Source organism: Paenibacillus sp. 203 (assembly GCF_037027525.1).
Classification (GTDB): Bacteria; Bacillota; Bacilli; order Paenibacillales; family Paenibacillaceae; genus Paenibacillus; species Paenibacillus polymyxa_B.
This window is the reverse complement of record NZ_JAXCHD010000005.1, coordinates 229,057-247,587: the sequence shown is the minus strand read 5'-3', so window position 1 is coordinate 247,587 and position 18,531 is coordinate 229,057. Positions and strand designations below refer to the sequence as shown.

The 18,531-nt window shown below is 45.1% G+C and carries 17 protein-coding genes; 6 read left to right on the top strand and 11 right to left on the bottom strand.

Annotation, left to right across the window (positions count from 1 at the left end):
* Positions 1 to 64 precede the first annotated feature (64 nt).
* The gene (locus WA407_RS13470) at positions 65 to 436 is read right to left on the bottom strand and encodes a hypothetical protein (protein ID WP_061828782.1); all 372 of its coding nucleotides are present in this window, start codon (positions 434 to 436) and stop codon (positions 65 to 67) included.
* Between the two features lie 453 nt (positions 437 to 889).
* On the opposite strand from WA407_RS13470, the gene WA407_RS13465 reads away from it, so the two are divergent.
* Positions 890 to 1,618, top strand: a complete 729-nt coding sequence (locus WA407_RS13465; RefSeq protein WP_336077550.1) for a GNAT family N-acetyltransferase — start codon at positions 890 to 892, stop codon at positions 1,616 to 1,618.
* A gap of 179 nt (positions 1,619 to 1,797) precedes the next feature.
* On the opposite strand, the gene WA407_RS13460 is transcribed toward WA407_RS13465, so the two are convergent.
* The 4 genes from WA407_RS13460 to WA407_RS13445 form a co-directional block, all read right to left on the bottom strand.
* Positions 1,798 to 2,970 carry an MFS transporter gene (locus WA407_RS13460; RefSeq protein WP_336077549.1) on the bottom strand — a complete coding sequence of 391 codons (1,173 nt, stop codon included), beginning with the start codon at positions 2,968 to 2,970 and terminating at the stop codon, positions 1,798 to 1,800.
* A 71-nt stretch (positions 2,971 to 3,041) separates the two neighbouring features.
* Positions 3,042 to 3,320, bottom strand: a complete 279-nt coding sequence (locus tag WA407_RS13455; RefSeq protein WP_013311367.1) for an ArsR/SmtB family transcription factor — start codon at positions 3,318 to 3,320, stop codon at positions 3,042 to 3,044.
* 221 nt (positions 3,321 to 3,541) lie between these two features.
* Positions 3,542 to 4,279, bottom strand: a complete 738-nt coding sequence (locus WA407_RS13450; protein ID WP_028542250.1) for an SDR family oxidoreductase — start codon at positions 4,277 to 4,279, stop codon at positions 3,542 to 3,544.
* A gap of 39 nt (positions 4,280 to 4,318) precedes the next feature.
* Positions 4,319 to 4,597 (bottom strand): Atu4866 domain-containing protein, encoded by a 279-nt coding sequence (locus WA407_RS13445; protein WP_336077548.1) that lies wholly within the window; start codon positions 4,595 to 4,597, stop codon positions 4,319 to 4,321.
* A 198-nt stretch (positions 4,598 to 4,795) separates the two neighbouring features.
* Between WA407_RS13445 and WA407_RS13440 the strand changes: the two genes are divergently transcribed.
* The gene (locus tag WA407_RS13440) at positions 4,796 to 5,725 is read left to right on the top strand and encodes an AraC family transcriptional regulator (protein ID WP_336077662.1); all 930 of its coding nucleotides are present in this window, start codon (positions 4,796 to 4,798) and stop codon (positions 5,723 to 5,725) included.
* A 160-nt stretch (positions 5,726 to 5,885) separates the two neighbouring features.
* On the opposite strand, the gene WA407_RS13435 is transcribed toward WA407_RS13440, so the two are convergent.
* Together WA407_RS13435 and WA407_RS13430 are read right to left on the bottom strand one after the other, a co-directional pair.
* On the bottom strand, positions 5,886 to 6,536 hold the full coding sequence (locus WA407_RS13435) for a hypothetical protein (RefSeq protein WP_336077547.1): 651 nt from the start codon (positions 6,534 to 6,536) through the stop codon (positions 5,886 to 5,888).
* A 65-nt stretch (positions 6,537 to 6,601) separates the two neighbouring features.
* The gene (locus WA407_RS13430) at positions 6,602 to 7,639 is read right to left on the bottom strand and encodes a LacI family DNA-binding transcriptional regulator (protein WP_235309036.1); all 1,038 of its coding nucleotides are present in this window, start codon (positions 7,637 to 7,639) and stop codon (positions 6,602 to 6,604) included.
* A gap of 340 nt (positions 7,640 to 7,979) precedes the next feature.
* Between WA407_RS13430 and WA407_RS13425 the strand changes: the two genes are divergently transcribed.
* Positions 7,980 to 9,032 (top strand): 2,3-butanediol dehydrogenase, encoded by a 1,053-nt coding sequence (locus WA407_RS13425; RefSeq protein WP_028542246.1) that lies wholly within the window; start codon positions 7,980 to 7,982, stop codon positions 9,030 to 9,032.
* A 112-nt stretch (positions 9,033 to 9,144) separates the two neighbouring features.
* On the opposite strand, the gene WA407_RS13420 is transcribed toward WA407_RS13425, so the two are convergent.
* Positions 9,145 to 11,139, bottom strand: a complete 1,995-nt coding sequence (locus WA407_RS13420; RefSeq protein ID WP_336077546.1) for an AraC family transcriptional regulator — start codon at positions 11,137 to 11,139, stop codon at positions 9,145 to 9,147.
* A 180-nt stretch (positions 11,140 to 11,319) separates the two neighbouring features.
* On the opposite strand from WA407_RS13420, the gene WA407_RS13415 reads away from it, so the two are divergent.
* The 3 genes from WA407_RS13415 to WA407_RS13405 all read left to right on the top strand — a co-directional run bounded on the left by WA407_RS13415 (position 11,320) and on the right by WA407_RS13405 (position 15,360).
* Positions 11,320 to 12,585, top strand: a complete 1,266-nt coding sequence (locus WA407_RS13415) for a VWA domain-containing protein (RefSeq protein WP_336077545.1) — start codon at positions 11,320 to 11,322, stop codon at positions 12,583 to 12,585.
* A gap of 269 nt (positions 12,586 to 12,854) precedes the next feature.
* The gene (locus tag WA407_RS13410) at positions 12,855 to 14,198 is read left to right on the top strand and encodes an amino acid permease (RefSeq protein ID WP_336077544.1); all 1,344 of its coding nucleotides are present in this window, start codon (positions 12,855 to 12,857) and stop codon (positions 14,196 to 14,198) included.
* A gap of 7 nt (positions 14,199 to 14,205) precedes the next feature.
* Positions 14,206 to 15,360 (top strand): VanZ family protein, encoded by a 1,155-nt coding sequence (locus WA407_RS13405; protein WP_336077542.1) that lies wholly within the window; start codon positions 14,206 to 14,208, stop codon positions 15,358 to 15,360.
* Positions 15,361 to 15,495: 135 nt separating this feature from the next.
* Here the strand turns inward: WA407_RS13405 and WA407_RS13400 are convergent, their stop codons facing one another.
* From WA407_RS13400 to gdhA, 3 genes are all read right to left on the bottom strand, one after another.
* Positions 15,496 to 16,149 (bottom strand): nitroreductase family protein, encoded by a 654-nt coding sequence (locus WA407_RS13400; RefSeq protein WP_061828772.1) that lies wholly within the window; start codon positions 16,147 to 16,149, stop codon positions 15,496 to 15,498.
* A 51-nt stretch (positions 16,150 to 16,200) separates the two neighbouring features.
* A complete protein-coding gene (locus WA407_RS13395) occupies positions 16,201 to 16,593 on the bottom strand; it encodes a MarR family winged helix-turn-helix transcriptional regulator (protein WP_025718154.1) in 393 nt (130 codons plus the stop codon).
* Between the two features lie 279 nt (positions 16,594 to 16,872).
* On the bottom strand, positions 16,873 to 18,249 hold the full coding sequence (gene gdhA / locus WA407_RS13390; RefSeq protein WP_235309024.1) for an NADP-specific glutamate dehydrogenase: 1,377 nt from the start codon (positions 18,247 to 18,249) through the stop codon (positions 16,873 to 16,875).
* Positions 18,250 to 18,531 lie beyond the last annotated feature (282 nt).

The window sequence follows — 18,531 nt, the reverse complement described above, 5'->3', positions numbered from 1 at the left end:
GCCCGAAAGTTGCAAGCTCCTGAAACAGTCTTGTAAAATGGTTTATGAAGTCGAAATAAGGCCGTTAGATGATTCGATAGCCAGATGGCAGTCTACCGCTACTGCGGATATTACGGATTTGCTGCAACGTCAAACGTTGATTGGTAGAGATAATAGATTCCACATCATTCCCGCGAATCAGATCATCCAGGTCGGCGATGTTGCGATTGCCTCTAAACACACGGAAGTTACCTCTAAACCGCGTGCCAGTAAAGAGTACAAGTGTAGCATTGCTGCTGGTAGAAAAGAAACGCAGACTTTCGATGCCGTCGAGAATGTTATCGGTATTACGAATGCCTAGGTTTCCTCTGAATACTCTCCTGGAACCCCGAAAATTTTCTTCGTTGTAGACTGTAAGACGTGGATACGTTTGAGATACATATGCTTTGTTGTCCATGTTGTAATTCCTCCTTTCAACTTTATCTTATGCTTCACCATCCGATTGGCGCGGGCCTCGCAGCATCCATCTAAAAATGGTTATATGATTGAATAGAGCAGACGCAGACTTGAAAAAGGAACATACGTTCTGTATAATCTAGCTTAGCAATTTGGAAAATCTTGAACTAACGGAGATGCGGACATGGACGATAAATTTATTGAGGAACTACGTGAAATTAGCAGAAACGACAAGCGAAGATCCGAATTTCTTATTAAGGGTATGAAGGAAACACTTCAGGAAAGAAAAGAAAAAAACTTTATCGAAAGATGGATTTGGCGACAAAAAAATAAGAAGCTTATAGCGCGGAAGTTTAAATCCTAGTAGATATAACAACTGGATCTTCATAGCATTTTACTTTTCATAGCACTTTACAAGTGCTTAGGTCATAGCTCATTTTTAGGAGGCCGAGTCATGATTGAGCTACTAGTCCCAAACGACGATATATTAAATCAAAATCAATTTTTGGCTGATGAAGTTCGATACAATTTGATCCATCGAATTTGTGAGTCAGAAGGGTCAACATGCCTCAAAACGTCTGATAAAAATATGATCTTTGCTCAATCCCCCGGACATAAGGCTTGGCTATGGGTCTCACAACAAATCACAGATAATCATAAGTTGACCTATATAGAAGAACTCTTACGTTATTTAAAAGGAACCACATTATCAGGTGTTTGTGGTGATGCCAAAACAGTCGAGAAGTTCGCAAAAGCTTACGCACAGCGTCATGCTGCTCAGGTACATACCCACATGGTCATGGAATCTTATTTCTGTCCTAAATATAAAAAGCCCTCGGGCGTTGAGGGAATGATCCGACAATCCATCACAGAGGATGTACAATTAGTTGCCCAGTTTCTAGCTGGTTTTTCAGAAGAGGCTTTAGGTAGTTCTATTGATCCGGTTAGTCAAATATCGGTTGCGGAGAAGACCATCAGGACAGGAAATTTGTACCTTTGGATAGTAAATAACATGCCCGTATCCATGGCTAATATTGCTCACCGCTCTCCGAGACATGCTCGCATTAATGCTGTGTATACCCCGCCTAATTTGCGAAAGAAAGGTTTTGCCAGCGCAATGGTATCCAAGCTATGTTGCATTTTGGAAAATGAGCATTTAGTACCCATGCTATATGCAGATTAAAAAATTCGGCTTCCAATCAAGTTTATAAAAATATCGGCTTTAAGGAAGGCGGCAAAATCACTGATATTGCGTTTGAATAAGCCCTCCTACTGCAAGAGAGTATATTATTGCTCATTCAAATCAAACAAGGCCCGCAATGTTATCCATCGCTGGGCCTCCTCTTCACTTATCTATGCACTTTACTCCGTAACACCCAATCCAGTGTGAACTGAGGATCTTCGTGAAAGTAAATATACAGCTACAATGGCGATGACGACACCGGCTGCTCCAAACCAAGTGATGGAAGCCAGCGAAACCTGACCAACAACTACACCGCCGATTCCGGCTCCGGCTGCCATAGCAAGCTGCATCGTAGACTGATTGAGACTCAGCATCACACCGGAAGATTCAGGCACAAGTGTGACCAGATTATATTGTTGAGTAGGTCCAGTTGTCCAGGCTGCGAACGACCAAAGGATCAATAAAGCAAATACTGCGATCAGGGAATGAGCGGCAAAAGGAAGTAAGAGTAAGGAAATACCGTGCAGCACCATGCCCCCGAATAATGTAAAGGAAATACCCTTTTTATCTGCGCTGTATCCACCGATTTTCGACCCGATCAGACTGGCGATTCCGAAGGCAAGTAATACTGAACTTAGCATATTATCCCCTACCCCTGATACATTCAGCAAGTACGGTGAAATGTAAGTATACGCGAGGGAATAACCCCCTCCCCAAAAGAAGGTAATAGCTAATCCCAAAGCGACTTCAGGCTTTTTCAGAAGAGCAAACTGTTGTAGTAAGGGGATCGGTTGATCTCCTTTCAAACGAGGAAGCGTCATAACGATAACGATCAAGGCAATAATCCCTGTCAACGCAATGCCGAGAAATACGGTTTTCCAGCCATACGCAGAAGATATCATTCTTCCAAGTGGCACCCCGATAATCAGCGAGGCTGTAAAACCCATAGTGACTGTAGCAATAGAACTGGCCTGTTTGCCGGCTGGGGCAATTTTTGCTGCAATGCTCAGAGCTGTAACCACAACCATCCCCGCTCCGAGGGCCATAAGAATACGTGCAGCAATAAACATTCCAAAGGCCGGCAGTGCAAAGGACAGAACATTGGCAACTGCAAATAATCCAAGGGAACTCAAGAGCAGTTTGCGTCTGTCCCATTTAGCGGTTACTGCCATCAGGAACGGCGTTCCAATCGCATAAGCCAGAGAATAAACGGTAATCAACTGACCTGCAGCCGCCACTGTAATTCCCATCGTCGCCGAAATCTGATCCAAAATACCTGCGATGATATATTGAGATGTGCCTACCAAAAAACTGACAATGGCCAAAATATACACTTTCCACGTACTCTGCATTTTTAAATAACGCCTCTTTTCTTTTGGTATTTTTATATTTTTACAAATATCGAAATTAAGACTAAAAAAATTTATGTTATCAGGAACGGGGCATATTTCTGCGCTGCTTCCACATCCAAGCTGTAATAAATAAACGTCCCCTCTTTACGGTATGTGAGCAGCCCCGACTCTGCCATTTGCTTCAGATGGTGCGATAGTGTTGAAATAGCTACACTGTTCAGCTTCTCGCCCAGCACAGAGCAGCATTGGTCACTTTCCTCTTTTAGCAGAAGTGCTATTTTGAGACGAGTGGGTTCTCCAAGTGCTTTATATATTTTTACAGCTTGCTGCATCTCTGTTGTATCTTTCACCCTGTTCGGCTCCCTTCTGTTCCAGTCTTAATTTTGATGTTTGTCGAAATAAAGTTATCACAAACATTTGTAAAAGTAAACCTGTTTATTATAAAGGTACAGCTTTTTTACACTCTGAGGTGTAAATGATGGTCTTTCTCATCCGATAAATAACCCCCCATCCATAAAGGATGGAGGGAAAAATGACGGAGTAGAGAGGGGGAATCTTGGACGCCATGGCGTTAATTCGGGCTTGCCGTGGGTCTGACAATAATTTCATTAACATCTACATCCGCTGGCTGCTCCATGGCATACAGAATGGAACGGGCAATGGCATCAGGCGAAATCGAAATACGACGGTACTCTTTCATTCCTTGCCGGGCCTCTTCATCTGAAATACTGTCAGCAAGCTCAGATTCGGTTACTCCTGGCGATACCAGCGTCACACGAATATCTCCCCCCACCTCCAAACGTAACCCTTCAGAAATTGCCCGAACCGCATACTTCGTTGCGCAATACACCGCTGCAGTTGGGGTTACACTATACGCGCCAATAGAGGCGATATTAATAAACTGACCAAATCCTTGCTTTTTCATAATCGGAAGCCCTGCCGCAATCCCATGCAGAACGCCCCGTATATTTACATCAATCATGCGATCCCATTCCTCTACCTTCAGGGCTTCTAATTTTGAAAGAGGCATCACTCCCGCATTGTTCAAAATTACATCCACACGCCCAAATGTTTTTTCCGCGTACTTAATGAACGCTTCCATCTGGTCCCTCTTAGTCACATCCAGTTGCTGATAATCAGCCGATCCACCTTTAGAACGAATCTCGGATGTCAGAGCCTCTAGTCGCTCTGTGCGTCTGGCCCCTAATATTACATGAGCCCCATGGTGAGCAAGTAAACGGGCAGTAGCCTCACCGATCCCACTGCTTGCCCCCGTAATAGCTACGACTTTCCCTTTAATATCCAACATGCTTATTCCTCCTTTAGTTTAAAAACGGACTGAAACAGATTACTTTTTTACTTCCCTGTAAAAAACCATCCCTGCATGATACAAAACACCATTTTTGAATACACCATCTGCCGTAAATCCGGTGTCGTCCACATATTTGATATAGTCATCTTCTATGATATAGCTGCCTGTATAGGCACTTTGTCTCTGACCCCGTGCTTCATCATAACGGCCATTAGGCAAGAGTTCTTGACGGATATCTCCGTCTTCAGTTACCCACATCCCTATATAGGGATGCTGCGAAGCGTGTACACTTTTTTCCGCCTTGTTACTCTCCATGCTCCCACTCCTTTGCCCTTCTATTTTTTTCTCAATTGCTCATTAGGTGTTGTATCTGCATCTTATTATGAGAGGAATGTCCATCAGCCCGGTAGAAGAATCAGAGCAAATTATTGCCTAATCCTCCAAAGACCCTTAATATGTAATAAACTACTGAAAATGAAAACGGGTTATTTTGCAAAGAAGGGATGTGTCATGATGGAGGCAACCAAAATAGAGGGTTCTACCATGGAAAAACAAGCCGAGTTGGCAAGGCTCATAGAACGATTTTCACATCAGGACGGAGTTCTCACTACAGCCATATCTTCGCTTCACTTCGTCCGAAGTTCAAATACAACCGTTCCGATACATCAAGTTCATGAACCTGCCTTATGTATTGTGGCACAAGGCAGAAAAGTCGTGATGCTCGCAGAGGAAAGTTACCATTACGGCACATCCGACTACCTTGTTGTGTCGGTGGATTTGCCGATCTCGGGGCAGGTTATCCAAGCGTCAGCAGAAGCTCCTTATTTGTGCCTCCGGCTCAATTTTGATCCGTATCAGGTTTTGGATCTGATCAAGGAATCTGCTCTTCCCACAAGCCCAATGCCTGATTCCAGACGAGGCTTGTATGTAAGCCAAACCAACTCTCTACTGCTGGATGCCGTGATAAGGCTAGTGCATCTTTTGGAAAATCCGCAGGATGTTCCGGTGCTGGCTCCATTAGTCATTCGTGAGATACTGTATAGGATTTTACAGGGTAATCAGGGGGAATCCTTAAAACAACTGGTCATGGCCGGCAGCCATTCCAACCGGATTGTAGAAGTCATAAAGCGGATTAAGCAGGATTATGATAAGCCGTTGCGTATTGAGGAATTGTCCAAACTAGCGAATATGAGTCCTTCGTCACTACATCGACATTTTAAAGAGGTTACGGCTATGAGCCCAATGCAATATCAAAAACAATTACGCCTACAAGAGTCCCGCCGCCTGTTGTTATCCGAATCAGCGGATGCGGCAGATGTCGGTTTTCAGGTAGGTTACGAGAGTCCTTCACAATTCAGCCGCGAATACGCCCGCTTGTTCGGCCTGCCTCCAATTAGTGATATCAAACGCTTGCGCTCGGATCAGGATCACCCGACCATTTGAACCCGTTGTTAGATGAACATCTGAAACTACTGGTCTTACTAACGCTTATCCCAATCATACATGGTAGGATGTAAAAAGACAGCACAAAACAGCCGCTCCTCCGGTTGAGACGCGGCTGTTCAATATATTCCTCTATCATGTGGTCATCGCTATTTGAGCATCAATACGGATTATCCAGCTTGACGAACAAGGCTCGAATGACATCCTTCTCTGCCGAAGTTAGCTTTTGTCCTGCCTGCCATTGTTGAATCTCTTTCTTGACTTCCTTGGGTTCTCTATAGCTGAGAGCATACCCGATGCTTCCTATACCTTGTGTGCGGTTGGTTTTGTCCATATTTGCCAATGCTCGAGTCATCGCAGTTCTATCTCTTGTAAACAAATCTCCCATAAGACCAGCATAGCTTTCGCTTAAAGCTCCATCCAATCCGTCAGAAGCCTGGATCACATTTGCAAAGCTTTCCGATGGAATAAAAGCACGCTGCCTATATAGATATTCGATAATTTCCAGGCTTTGATGTTCATTGATTTTGTTCATCTTTCCCCATTGGATTCCTGCTAAATGGTCCGTCATATGACGGACTTTTGCTTCATCACTGAGGGATGAATCCTTATAAAAGGACAGCACTAGCTCCTCTTTACTTTGCTGGGTATGCTGCGTATTGACTGCAGTTTGCTTGGAATCCCCATTGTTTGCCCCGGACGGCGCCGCAGTTTCAGCATCCTGTCCCACTGGATGGGGAGTGCACCCTATGGTTACAGCCAGCAATAGTGCAGTACAAGCTACAGATACAAACCCATTACCTTTTAACATGAATCCACTCTCCTGTCTGAACAAACAATGGACGTTATAATTGCCCAAAATCCACTCATACCCTACTACTCGTCACGTCCCACCGTAGGCTTACGGATCACGGAGACGCTAGATTCCCTCACGATCAGACGAGGCTCGAATTGCACACGCTCATAATCCCCAGGTGTCTGTTCCTGAATCCGCTTGAGCAGCAGCTCCGCAGCCAACCGTGCCACCTCTTCCCCCATGATGGAAACTGAGCTGATCTGAGGAGTCGTTACCATAGCCCACAAATTGTTATCAATACCGACTACAGCAACCTCATCTGGCACCTTTACACCCAAATCCTTAAATCGATTGACGATCCCTATCGCCACCATATCATTAACCGCATAAATAGCATCCGGCATATGTTTGAGGCTGTAAAAATAATCGGCTGCACGCAGTCCTGTCTCAAAGGAAAAATCATCACCAAAATAAACGAGTGAAGGGTCCACATGCTGGAGAGACTGCTCATAAGCGAAGTATCTCTCCTCGATTTTGTCCTTCGCAGCGCCTGCATAGGCGATTCTTGTTCTGCCGATTTTAAGTAAATGCTCCATCACGAGTCTTCCCTCTTGTCGGGCCAGACTGACAATATCCGCTTTGACATCTTCGCCCAGCTTCTTGCCATAGTTAATAATGGACACGGGAACGCTGGCTTTGTTAATCATGTCTACCAACATTTTGGGATACGCCAGCGGCATAATGATGAGCCCGTCGACATGCAGCTTCTTGACCTCACGAACTGTTTCAAGCTCCATTCTGGCATTCCCGGCGGTATTGATTTGCACGACCCGGTAACCATGCTGCTTGGCGGCCTGCTCTACGGACCAAGCGATCTCTGGAATAATCGCGTTACGAATGTCTGGCACGGCCAGTGCGATTTGTCGTGTCTGACGAACTTTCAAGCTCTGAGCCGAGGTGTTGGGCGTAAACCCCATCTCTTCAATCACTTGCAAAATCAAGGCTTTCGTTCTCGGGCTGATGCCCTCACTATCATTAATAGCTCTGGAGACAGTCGCAATACCGACTCCTGCCCGCTTGGCTACATCCTCTATGGTTACTTTCTTTTGATCTGTCACGCCCAAAATCCTTTCAAGAACGGAATCGTTTTCTGACTTTCTAAGATAAAGTCTTAATGTTGATATTATACCACAGATTGAGTGTCTAAAAATTGAAGTCGTTTTCTTCTTGTCTTTGCCTCACCTAAAAAATTCGCAAAATCTCTTTGTATAAAAGTAAGGAGCCAAATATAGCACTGTAGTCACAAGTGATTATATTCACAAAAAAATCAAGTGCTTTTTGCATTAAATTGGTTTGACAATGTGTAAAAATTGTGACATATTATTTTTCGGAAACGTTTCCTAATTCATTCACTTTTATAGAAGCAATGATCATATATTCTTCAAGGAGATGACAAACATGCAAGCATTGAGATGGCATGGAGTAAAAGACTTACGATTGGAAAATATTGAGCAGCCCGCTGCTCTGGCAGGAAAAGTAAAAATTAAGGTAGAATGGTGTGGCATTTGCGGAAGTGATCTTCACGAATATGTAGCAGGACCGATCTTCATTCCCCAAGATGCTCAGCATCCATTGACTGGCGAAAAAGCGCCGATCGTAATGGGACATGAATTCTCTGGACAAGTTGTCGAAATCGGCGAAGGTGTAACCAAGATTCAAGTTGGCGACCGTGTAGTTGTAGAACCGGTGTTTGCATGTGGAGAATGTGATGCATGTAAACAAGGCAAATATAATCTTTGCGATAAAATGGGCTTCCTCGGTCTGGCAGGCGGCGGTGGTGGATTTTCTGAATATGTCGCAGCTGACGAGCACATGGTTCACAAAATTCCAGAAAGCGTATCTTTCGAGCAAGGCGCATTAGTAGAGCCTTCGGCCGTTGCTTTGTATGCTGTTCGTCAAAGCCAACTGAAAGTCGGCGACAAAGCTGTAGTATTTGGCGCTGGCCCTATCGGATTGCTGGTTATTGAAGCGTTGAAAGCTTCGGGCGCATCTGAGATTTATGCAGTAGAGCTTTCCGAGGAGCGTAAAGCTAAAGCTGAAGAGCTGGGTGCTATCGTGATTGATCCTAAAACTTATGATGTGGTGGAAGAACTGCACAAACGGACCAACGGCGGTGTAGATGTAGCCTATGAAGTCACTGGAGTACCTCCTGTGCTGACTCAAGCTATTGAATCTACTAAAATTAGCGGACAAATCATGATCGTCAGCATTTTTGAAAAAGAAGCTCCGATCAAGCCTAACAATATCGTTATGAAGGAACGCAATCTGACTGGTATTATCGGCTACCGTGATGTATTCCCAGCTGTTATCAGCCTGATGGAAAAAGGTTATTTCCCTGCCGACAAGCTGGTTACCAAACGTATTAAACTCGAAGAAGTGATTGAGCAAGGTTTTGAAGGTCTCCTGAAAGAGAAAAATCAGGTTAAAATCCTGGTATCTCCGCAAGCCTAATATCGAAAACAAACCAGATGTCTGCTTTATGCAGACATCTTTTTATAAAAAAACGCTCTCCTTCCTGCGACATGCTGTCGTCAAGATGAGCGTTTTTTGATTACCATTTGGATTACTGAGTTACATTTTTCAGAACATCGTCAATCATTTGACTGTTTGCGATTGTACCTGTATACAACCAGCTAGAATCCTTACCAAAATCGTATACATGGCCTTCTTTAACGGCTGGAATTCCCGCCCATACAGGATCTTTTACAATATCTTCTTTACTTACGTTTTTGCTGTTCACGATAAAGATATAATCCGCATCCAGCTCGGCCAGCTTCTCAAGCGATAAATTACTCCAGTTCGCCTTAGCCGTTTTGGAAATCTCCTGTACAACTTGTGGAATCTTGAATCCCAAATCCTTATACAATACATCACCGCTGGATAGATTCTGGTTTACGACATACACATTTTTATCCGTTACCCACAATGCCGCCGCAGTTTTTTGTCCTACCGTCTGACTCAGCTTGGCTTTAGCCTCTGCTGCTTTTTTGTCGTAGTTGCTCAATGCCTGCTTCGCTTCACTGCTCTTATTCAGCACCTCACCCACGGTCAGCAGCTCTTGACGCCAATCATTGTTCATATTAGTGCCTACCACGTAGGTTGGAGCAATTTTAGAGTATTGATTATATTTGTCGCCTTCCACCATGCTCGCACTGTCCATAATGATTAAATCAGGCTTGAAGTTCAGAACCGCCTCAAACGGAAGATCTGAAGCAATGGTAGGAACGTCCTTCAATTCTTTTTGCAGGTAACCTTGAACTGAATTTTTACCTACCGACCATTGGGCTACAGGTTTGACCCCCAGCGCAACCAGATGATCCTCCAGATAAGAAGCGATCACACGCTGAGGCTGAGCCGGAATTTTCACCTCATGCCCAAGTGCATCCTTCAGTACCCTTTCCTGTGATGTTGGTTCCGCTGATGTATTATTGGTCCCTTGCGAAGCGCTATCGGTTGCCGTAGGACTTGATGTGCCTGAGCACGCGCTGAGCAGCAGGGTAAAACTAAGCAATAAAATAAATGCCATGGAATGCTTTGCGTTTCTATTCATTCGTAAAATCCCTTCATCATAATTTTGATAATGATTATTATCCTCAATAACAGTATGCAGGGCGCCACTTATCGAATCAATGGAACATCCGGACATGCTTAATGGATTATCCAGACTGGTATCTCTCACAAAAGCAGATGAATATAGGCTGTCCCGGTAATGAACCGGGGATACACCCGTATATTTTTTGAATGCGCGACTAAAGAAATAGACATCCGGGTACCCCACACTGACAGCGATATCCTGCAAAGTCGCATCCGTCTTCCGCAAAAGCTCCTTCGCCTTGTCCATTCGCAGTTGAATCAAGTACATAATCGGGCTACAATCCGTTTGTTTTTTAAATAACCGGGTCAAATGTCTCGGACTGCATTCCAACAATCCGGCCAAACGTTCCAGCGTTACGGACTCCGCATAATGGATCTGCATAAATCGAATCGCCTGTGTCACGATATCCCGCGTAGAAGTTCGAGCCTTCGGTTCCTGCAATTGCCGTATACATTCATATGCAAAATCATAGAACCGACCCTGAGCCTGAATCTTGGATAGCGTCTCTTGGTCCTGCCATGCTTCATCCAGTAGTTGCAGCTTTTGATACAGTATAACCGGATAGGGCGGTATAAAACCATGAGCTATCGAAGGATGATTATACACCGTATGTCCAGATAGAGAAGTCGCTTTATATAGTACAAGGATATATTCAATCCCGCAGTGCGAGGGTTTCATATTCAGTTCAAAGCCTTTGCTGCCATGCAGTACGTACCCTGAGTGTGGCGTATCCTTCCAATCACCATCCAAACGCACGCTACCCTGCAATACAAATACAAAAGCCTGCGCTGGAAGACGATACGGTTGAAGCAACTCTTCCGGCTCCAGTCGAATATGCCGGACATCCATGACACGGATCGACGAATGGAGCCATAGGGACAGCAGTTTGTTTAACTCATCAGCTTCATGTCCCTTGCTCATCCCGATATAGGAACCTGCCTGCTTTTGCCGATCCTGCTTCACGTATCAAAGCCTCCGCTTCATAAATATCATACTTTTTTTCCAAACCAACCTCATTATATATCATCTTTTACTGCGTCTACCATGAGACAAATATTCCTGCACGAAACAAGGTGTATATACCATTTTCATGGTACAATTTGTATAAATACAAGATTTAAAATACATAGGGGGTTTGACAGCATGAGCGGTTCCAACATTGCATTGAGTACAGGAGCTAATGCACCATTCGGTAAGGAAGATACAGTGCGGGTCACCATTACATGGAAACATGCACCTGCCGAACTGGATGTTAGCTGTTTTATGGTAGGAGCAGACGGAAAGGTTTCCTCAGATGACTATTTCGTTTTTTACAATCAACCCGCTGACCCGCACGGCCATGTACGATTACAGCGTCCAAATGACAGAACCACTGAGTTTACTGTAGCGCTCCAGGAACTGGAACGAACCGGAGTGGAAAAATGTGTGTTTGCGGCCACAGTGGACGGCCCAGGTACTTTTGCCGATGTGGTCGGCTGCTCAGTTACTGCTCAAGGCAAGCAATCCCATATCACCTACAGCATCACCGAAGCCACCAGTGAGACATCGCTTGTGCTGGCAGAGGTGTATCGTCATACTTCTGGCTTTAAGCTTCGCGCAGTTGGACGTGGTTTCAACGGAGGACTAAAGCCGCTTGCCGAGGCTCACGGTGTCACCGTAGAGGAAACGGAATCGCCAGCAGCACCGTCAGCGGATAAAGCTGACATGAAAGAAACTTCTCCTGTGAGTGGAAGAATCAATCTGCACAAGCAGAATGTACAATATTCACTAAAAAAGAAACACATAGACTGTGAAAAGGCACGGGTAGCGGTTGTATTCGATGCTTCTGTTTCTATGTTCAAATTGTACACGGGTGGGACGGTGCAAAAAGCCTGCGAACGTGTGTTGGCTGTAGCCGCCTGTATGGATGACAATGGTGAAATGGATGTATGGTTTTTTGCAGACAAAGCCAAGCGTGCTCCAAGCGTCACAGAGAGGAATTTCGAGAATTACATTCATATGAATTATGCTGAGCCTAGTGAAGATAGTGAGCTAGGGTGGGGAAATAACGAACCAGAAGTCATGAAGGATATCATACTAAAATATACAAAAGAAGATCCCAACGATATAATCCCGACCTACATTATCTTTTTCAGTGATGGAGGTATTTATGAACAAAAAAAAATAGAACAACTGCTGATTAAAAGCTCAAGCGCCCCGATTTTCTGGCAATTTGTAGGTCTTGGTCAAGCCGATTACGGAATCCTTCGAAAGTTGGATAAGATGCGCGGCCGCGTAGTCGATAATGCTGATTTCTTTGCCTTGGATGACATTGACTCCGTGACAGACGCAGAATTGTACAACCGTCTGCTGAATGAGTTTCCTGGTTGGCTCAAGCAAGTGCGGGCTAAAGGAATATTGCGGAGCTAATCCTTCACCGCAATGCGATACTCCTACATGATCACTTAAATATCCACCGAGCAGAGCAATAAAGGCAGAATGACCGCAGATAGAGCAATCATCAGCGCCAACATTCTGCCTCTGTTTTCTTCAGTTTGTCCTCTATCGATTTCAATCTCCCTACCAGATCCTATTTCTTTCATTTCCTAATTGGATATTTTCATGTAGTATAAGTCTAATTGAAGTAACCCTGTTTGGGCTATGCTGAAGCTATACACTATATGAAGGAGGATTTCATATTGAAATCAAATGAAGCAACTTTGCACAAAAAGCTGCTCCCACGGCATATTACCTTTATGGCTATGGGTGGAGTCATCGGAACGGGAATTTTTAAAGGAAGTACCGAAACGATTAGCTTGGCAGGACCTGGAGTTATTTTATCCTATGTCTTCGCGGGACTCCTGCTCTTGGTCGTTATGGGCGCAATTGCCGAGATGGCTACCGTCTATCCCAACATGAATATGAAAGATTTTATTCGCAAAGCTTTTGGAGAACGACTTTCCTTTATTATCGGCTGGTTGTATTGCTTCATGTGGCTGGCCGTCTGTATCATTGAGGTCATTGCCGCGGGAAGCTTCCTGCAATATTGGTTGCCAGATGTTCCTCTATGGGTACTCAGTTTAGTGAGTGCAGCTTTCATTATTGTCGTTAACATGCTGAGTGTCGGCGGATTTGGGGAGCTGGAATTTTGGCTTGCGGGTATTAAGATTGCCATGATTATTATCTTCATCGCCTTGGGTGGCTGTATACTGTTCGGGATTATTCCCACTGAAACTCCACCTTATCTAAGCAACTACGCGCAGCACGGCGGATTTCTACCCAATGGCTGGTTGGCTATCTTTTCAGCGCTGCTGGTCGTTACCTTTTCATACGGCGGGTCCGAGCTGATTGGACTGACGTTGACGGAGACAGAAAATCCGGAAAAGGTACTGCCTAGAGTGGTTAAAAGCTTTATTCTTCGCGTTGTTTTGTTCTATACGTTGCCCATTCTCATCATTTGTGGCTTGATTCCCTGGAACCAACTGGATGCGAATACCAGCCCGTTTGTACAGGTATTGTCTTCTGTAGGGCTTCAAGGCTCGGCTCATGTCATGAACTTTATTCTGATCACTGCCGTACTGTCTGCCGCCAATTCGGGGATTTACGGGGCTACACGTATGCTGCATTCGCTGGCTATCAATGGAGAAGGTCCTAAATCACTCGCCCGTGTATCTTCTAATGGGGTTCCGGTAAATAGTCTCAAATTGTGCGCTGTAGTCCTGATTGTCGGTTCCATGGTTGCTTATATCGCTCAGGACGGACTGTTCCGTATTTTGATGGCTGTACCTGGCTTTGTCGTGCTGCTCGTCTGGAGCTGCATTTGTCTGTCCCAATTGAAATTGCGCAAATCTTATCCCGTGGAGCCTACTTTCAAGATATGGGGATTCCCTTATGTAACGGCGCTTACAGTAGGATGCCTATGGGTAATTGCGTTCCTATTCTTGCTTGACCCGCAAAATCGTATTAGCATTAGCGTGTGCCTGGCTTTCATGGCATTTCTGATCATCTGGTCTTTGGTGAAGTTCCGGAGAAAGCAGGCGTAAGCAGCACATGATTCAATCGTATCTATTTCCTGTTTCGTATGCCTTTCTTGCGTTTCCTTTTGCTGCGTTGTTGTTTACACTGCCTTTCCTAATCGTGCAATATCGCAGGCATGGCTATATTCACAAGGCTAGAGCATGGCTGCTTTACTTGATGCTTTTATACTTGATGAACGTCTTCTTTCTGGTCATACTCCCACTTCCGGCATCGCGTCATAATGCTGCACTAGCTGGGGGGGCGTTACAATTGATACCCTTGCAGTTCGTTCATGACATTATAAGAGAAACATCCGTCTCACCCGCCCATCCCTCCAGCTATGTTCATTTGCTGAAGGAGCGCGCTTTTCTGCAAGTCGTTTTTAACGTTGTGATGACCATGCCTTTCGGTATGTTCTTACGTTATTATTTCCGTGCACGATGGGGATGGTGCCTGATTCTGTCCTTTATCCTCTCCCTCTTCTTTGAGGTGACGCAGCTGACAGGACTGTATGGATTTTTTGACCATGCGTATCGCGTGTTCGATGTGGACGATCTATTGGCTAATACCTTGGGCGGCATGCTAGGCTTTCTATTAGGCGAATGGTTTTCACGCTTCCTGCCCCGCTTGGAACATCTGGACAAGCATGTGGACATGGCAACGAAGCGAGTGTCCTATACCCGACGGGGTGTAGCCTTTTTCGTGGATTCTATCATATGGATCGGGCTACTCGGCATCATGGAGTCTCTGCATGTTCCTGCTGCTTTCTGGGTTTCCAGTGGGGTATACTTTATGGTGGTTCCTTACTTAACAAATGGACGAACGCCAGGGAAATGGCTGGTGCGTATTCATCTTATAGGGACAGGACAACGGATTTCCCTGTGGGGGCTCATCAAGCGTTACAGTCTCTTGTATTGGTTGTATTTTGGACTTAATTACGTACTGGGTGGACCCGTGCTGTGGTCTCAAGTCTCTCCATGGGTAAGTGTTCTGATCAGCCTTTTGTTGTTGGTGATGAATGGATGGTTCTTTTTCCATCTGGTCATACGTCTAATCAAGAAAGCCCCGTTATTTTATGAGGAGCTTAGCCATACTTCGCACCAAATTATATGGCCCAAGCATTATCATCACCTTCAGAATGACACCGCTGATTCGGCAGAGACGCCGGGAGAAAATACCGTGACATGATAACCGAAAGACTGACAACGTGATAAGCACCCGCGATCTACGTTGCATCCAAGCAAATAAAAAACAGGCGAAGCAAAGGAATTTCCTTTGTCCGCCTGTTTTTTTATGTTGTGTATAGATGTTAGTTCGTTTTGCTTATTTCCACTGTGCAATTTGATCAATAGGCAATCGTGTGGACGGATGACCATCGTTGATACCTTTACCCATGGAAATGAGCATAACAGGGACATAACGATCTTTTTCCAGACCAAAGGCTTCAGCAATTTGATCCTTTTCAAAACCGCCAATAGCGTTAGTATCATAACCATGAGCGCGTGCTACCAGCATAAGCTGCATGGATACCAAGCCACCATCGATCAGGACCGTTTCTTTGTTCACAACTGGATCAAGCGCTGCAAAATGGGCTGCTACTTTTTCCTGTTGCATTTCTTTGACGTCTTTTGGCATATAGCCCAGTTCTACAGCTTCTCCGAAAATTTGTTCGAAATTATCAAAGTTGTTCAAATCTCCAAATACAGCAATCACAGCCGAAGATGTTTCTACTTGACGTTGGTTGAAACGGGCCAATGGTGCCAGTGTAGCTTTACCTTCAGGGCTGTCAATCACGAGGAAACGCCAAGGTTGCAGGTTAATGGAGGATGGCGCGCGTGTAGCTTCTGTCAAAATCTCTGTCATTTCCTCGCGGCTGATCTTCACGGACGGATCGTATACTTTTACAGAACGGCGTCCCAGGGCGATTTCTTTAAAATCATTCGTTTTTACAGTACTGGATGTATTCGTATTATTCATTCCAATCTCTCCTTGTCCCTCTGTGGGTATAGTAATGTTTAAAAAATGTTGTCAGTCCATATCGGATATATGGCTATTCATCACTTGCAGCATATCAGCTAGCTGGTGTCGCTGGGTCTCGTCAAAACTCTGTAGCAGCTGAGCTACAAACTGCGAGCGCTCCTGCTTAAAGATGACAATGCGTGCACGCCCATAATCGGTCAGGCTTACCAAGGTAACCCTGTTGTCCTCTGGCTTCGTGCGTCGTGTGACCATTGCTGTCGCTTCCAGTTGTTTCAAATGACGCGTTACGGCTGCAGCGTCAATGCCAACCTCTTTTTGCAGCAGAGTTTGACTAATCTCCTCCACTTGATACAATTTGCACAATAGCTGCAATCTGGATGCGCTGACTCCTGCACAACGCTCAAACTTGGAGCTAATCTGCTTGTTCAGCAACAACAGCATGTCAAAAATATACTCAGGCTCGGATGGTGTCTGGGTGATATCAATCTCTCCTCCCTTAAGCATATCGCTGGGCTTGATGGTCCGACCTTTGATCCATCAATTATTGATCTATCAAGTAATATACATCCTCTTTAAAAATAAATCAAGTCCCTGAGAAAAATAAAGTGCTCTTTGCAAATAAAAGCTGAGCGACTCACACAGAGCCACTCAGCTTTTGTTTCATTAGCTTACTTATTCAATCATCATGTAATAGCAGATAAGGGTTGGTATACCGTTGTGCTAAACAATCCCGTGGGACAGCATTGCGTCGGCCACGCGCACAAATCCTGCGATATTGGCTCCGACAACCAGATTGCCCGGCACACCGTATTCCTCAGCCGCCTTCACGCTGTTAGCATAGATATTTTTCATAATATCATGCAGCTTGGCATCCACTTCCTCAAAGGTCCATGACAGGCGCATGCTGTTCTGCGACATTTCAAGCGCCGAGACTGCTACTCCGCCTGCATTGGCAGCCTTGGCTGGCCCGAACAAAACCCCATTGCCCAAAAACACTTCAATGGCCTGTAGCGAGGATGGCATATTGGCACCTTCGCCTACAGCTTTTACGCCATTGCTTACCAGCAGCTGGGCTGCTTGCTCGTCAATTTCATTCTGTGTGGCGCATGGCAGTGCAATGTCGCATGGGATCGACCAGATCCCCGAACAGCCTTCTGTATAGATTGCGCCTGGACGCTCTTGAGTATACTCGCTAATCCGCAGACGATTCACTTCTTTCAGCTGCTTTACCAGCTGCAGATCGATACCGTCTGGATCATAGATGTAGCCATTCGAGTCACTACATGCCACGACTGTAGCACCGAGCTGCTGTGCTTTTTCAATCGCATAAATAGATACGTTCCCCGAGCCGGACACGACGACGCGTTTTCCTTCAAAAGACGATCCCTGAGCCTGCAACATCTCGTTTACAAAATATACACAACCGTAGCCAGTCGCTTCTGTACGTGTGAGACTGCCTCCGTAATGAATCCCTTTACCCGTCAGGACGCCACCTTCATGTCCTCCGCGAATCCGCTTGTACTGCCCGAACATGTATCCGATCTCACGTCCACCTACTCCAATATCCCCTGCCGGAACGTCGGCATCTGGACCAATATATTTATACAACTCCGTCATGAAGCTTTGTGTAAAACGCATGACTTCGTTATCTGATTTCCCTTTGGGATCAAAATCCGAGCCGCCTTTACCTCCACCGATGGGAAGACCCGTCAATGCATTTTTGAAAACTTGCTCAAAACCCAAAAATTTGACGATTCCCAGATATACAGACGGATGGAAGCGAAGTCCACCTTTATAAGGCCCTATCGCACTGTTAAACTGTACGCGGAAGCCGCGGTTGACCTGTACAACCCCTGCATCATCCACCCAAGGTACACGGAAGGTAATGACTCGCTCCGGCTCCACTAGCCGTTCCAGAAGCCCCTGCTGCATATACTTAGGATGCTTAGCCAATACCGGAATTAGCGAATCCAATATTTCCTTGACGGCCTGATGGAATTCATTCTCATGAGGATTGCGCGCGATAACCTTCTCAAAAACGGACTGTACATATTCGGCTGCTGCTTGTTGACTCTGCTCTGGACGGATCATGGTCATTATTTAATACACCCCTTTTATAATTAGCCCCTCTGTTAAATGACGGAACGACTTTATTCTGCACCTTCGAGAGTGGAACTTTATGTATTCATAAAATTTAGTTAACTATACATGATTTTTTATAATAATACATCTAATTCGCCTATAAAAAATTTTTGTATCCTTCATCAAATAACTCTATGAACCTCTCATTGCCTGTTAGTTTATTAAAGCTAAATCCCTTGATTCACGGGCTTTTTTCACGATTTCTAAGGCCCTAACACCTTACTCCACATGGCATTA

Coding starts and splice junctions, on each gene's coding strand:
- WA407_RS13470 (WP_061828782.1), bottom strand. CDS start 436: ATGGACAACAAAGCATATGTATCTCAAACGTATCCACGTCTTACAGTC.
- WA407_RS13465 (WP_336077550.1), top strand. CDS start 890: ATGATTGAGCTACTAGTCCCAAACGACGATATATTAAATCAAAATCAA.
- WA407_RS13460 (WP_336077549.1), bottom strand. CDS start 2,970: ATGCAGAGTACGTGGAAAGTGTATATTTTGGCCATTGTCAGTTTTTTG.
- WA407_RS13450 (WP_028542250.1), bottom strand. CDS start 4,279: ATGTTGGATATTAAAGGGAAAGTCGTAGCTATTACGGGGGCAAGCAGT.
- WA407_RS13445 (WP_336077548.1), bottom strand. CDS start 4,597: ATGGAGAGTAACAAGGCGGAAAAAAGTGTACACGCTTCGCAGCATCCC.
- WA407_RS13440 (WP_336077662.1), top strand. CDS start 4,796: ATGGAGGCAACCAAAATAGAGGGTTCTACCATGGAAAAACAAGCCGAG.
- WA407_RS13435 (WP_336077547.1), bottom strand. CDS start 6,536: ATGTTAAAAGGTAATGGGTTTGTATCTGTAGCTTGTACTGCACTATTG.
- WA407_RS13425 (WP_028542246.1), top strand. CDS start 7,980: ATGCAAGCATTGAGATGGCATGGAGTAAAAGACTTACGATTGGAAAAT.
- WA407_RS13415 (WP_336077545.1), top strand. CDS start 11,320: ATGAGCGGTTCCAACATTGCATTGAGTACAGGAGCTAATGCACCATTC.
- WA407_RS13405 (WP_336077542.1), top strand. CDS start 14,206: ATGATTCAATCGTATCTATTTCCTGTTTCGTATGCCTTTCTTGCGTTT.
- WA407_RS13400 (WP_061828772.1), bottom strand. CDS start 16,149: ATGAATAATACGAATACATCCAGTACTGTAAAAACGAATGATTTTAAA.
- WA407_RS13395 (WP_025718154.1), bottom strand. CDS start 16,593: ATGCTGTTGTTGCTGAACAAGCAGATTAGCTCCAAGTTTGAGCGTTGT.
- gdhA (WP_235309024.1), bottom strand. CDS start 18,249: ATGACCATGATCCGTCCAGAGCAGAGTCAACAAGCAGCAGCCGAATAT.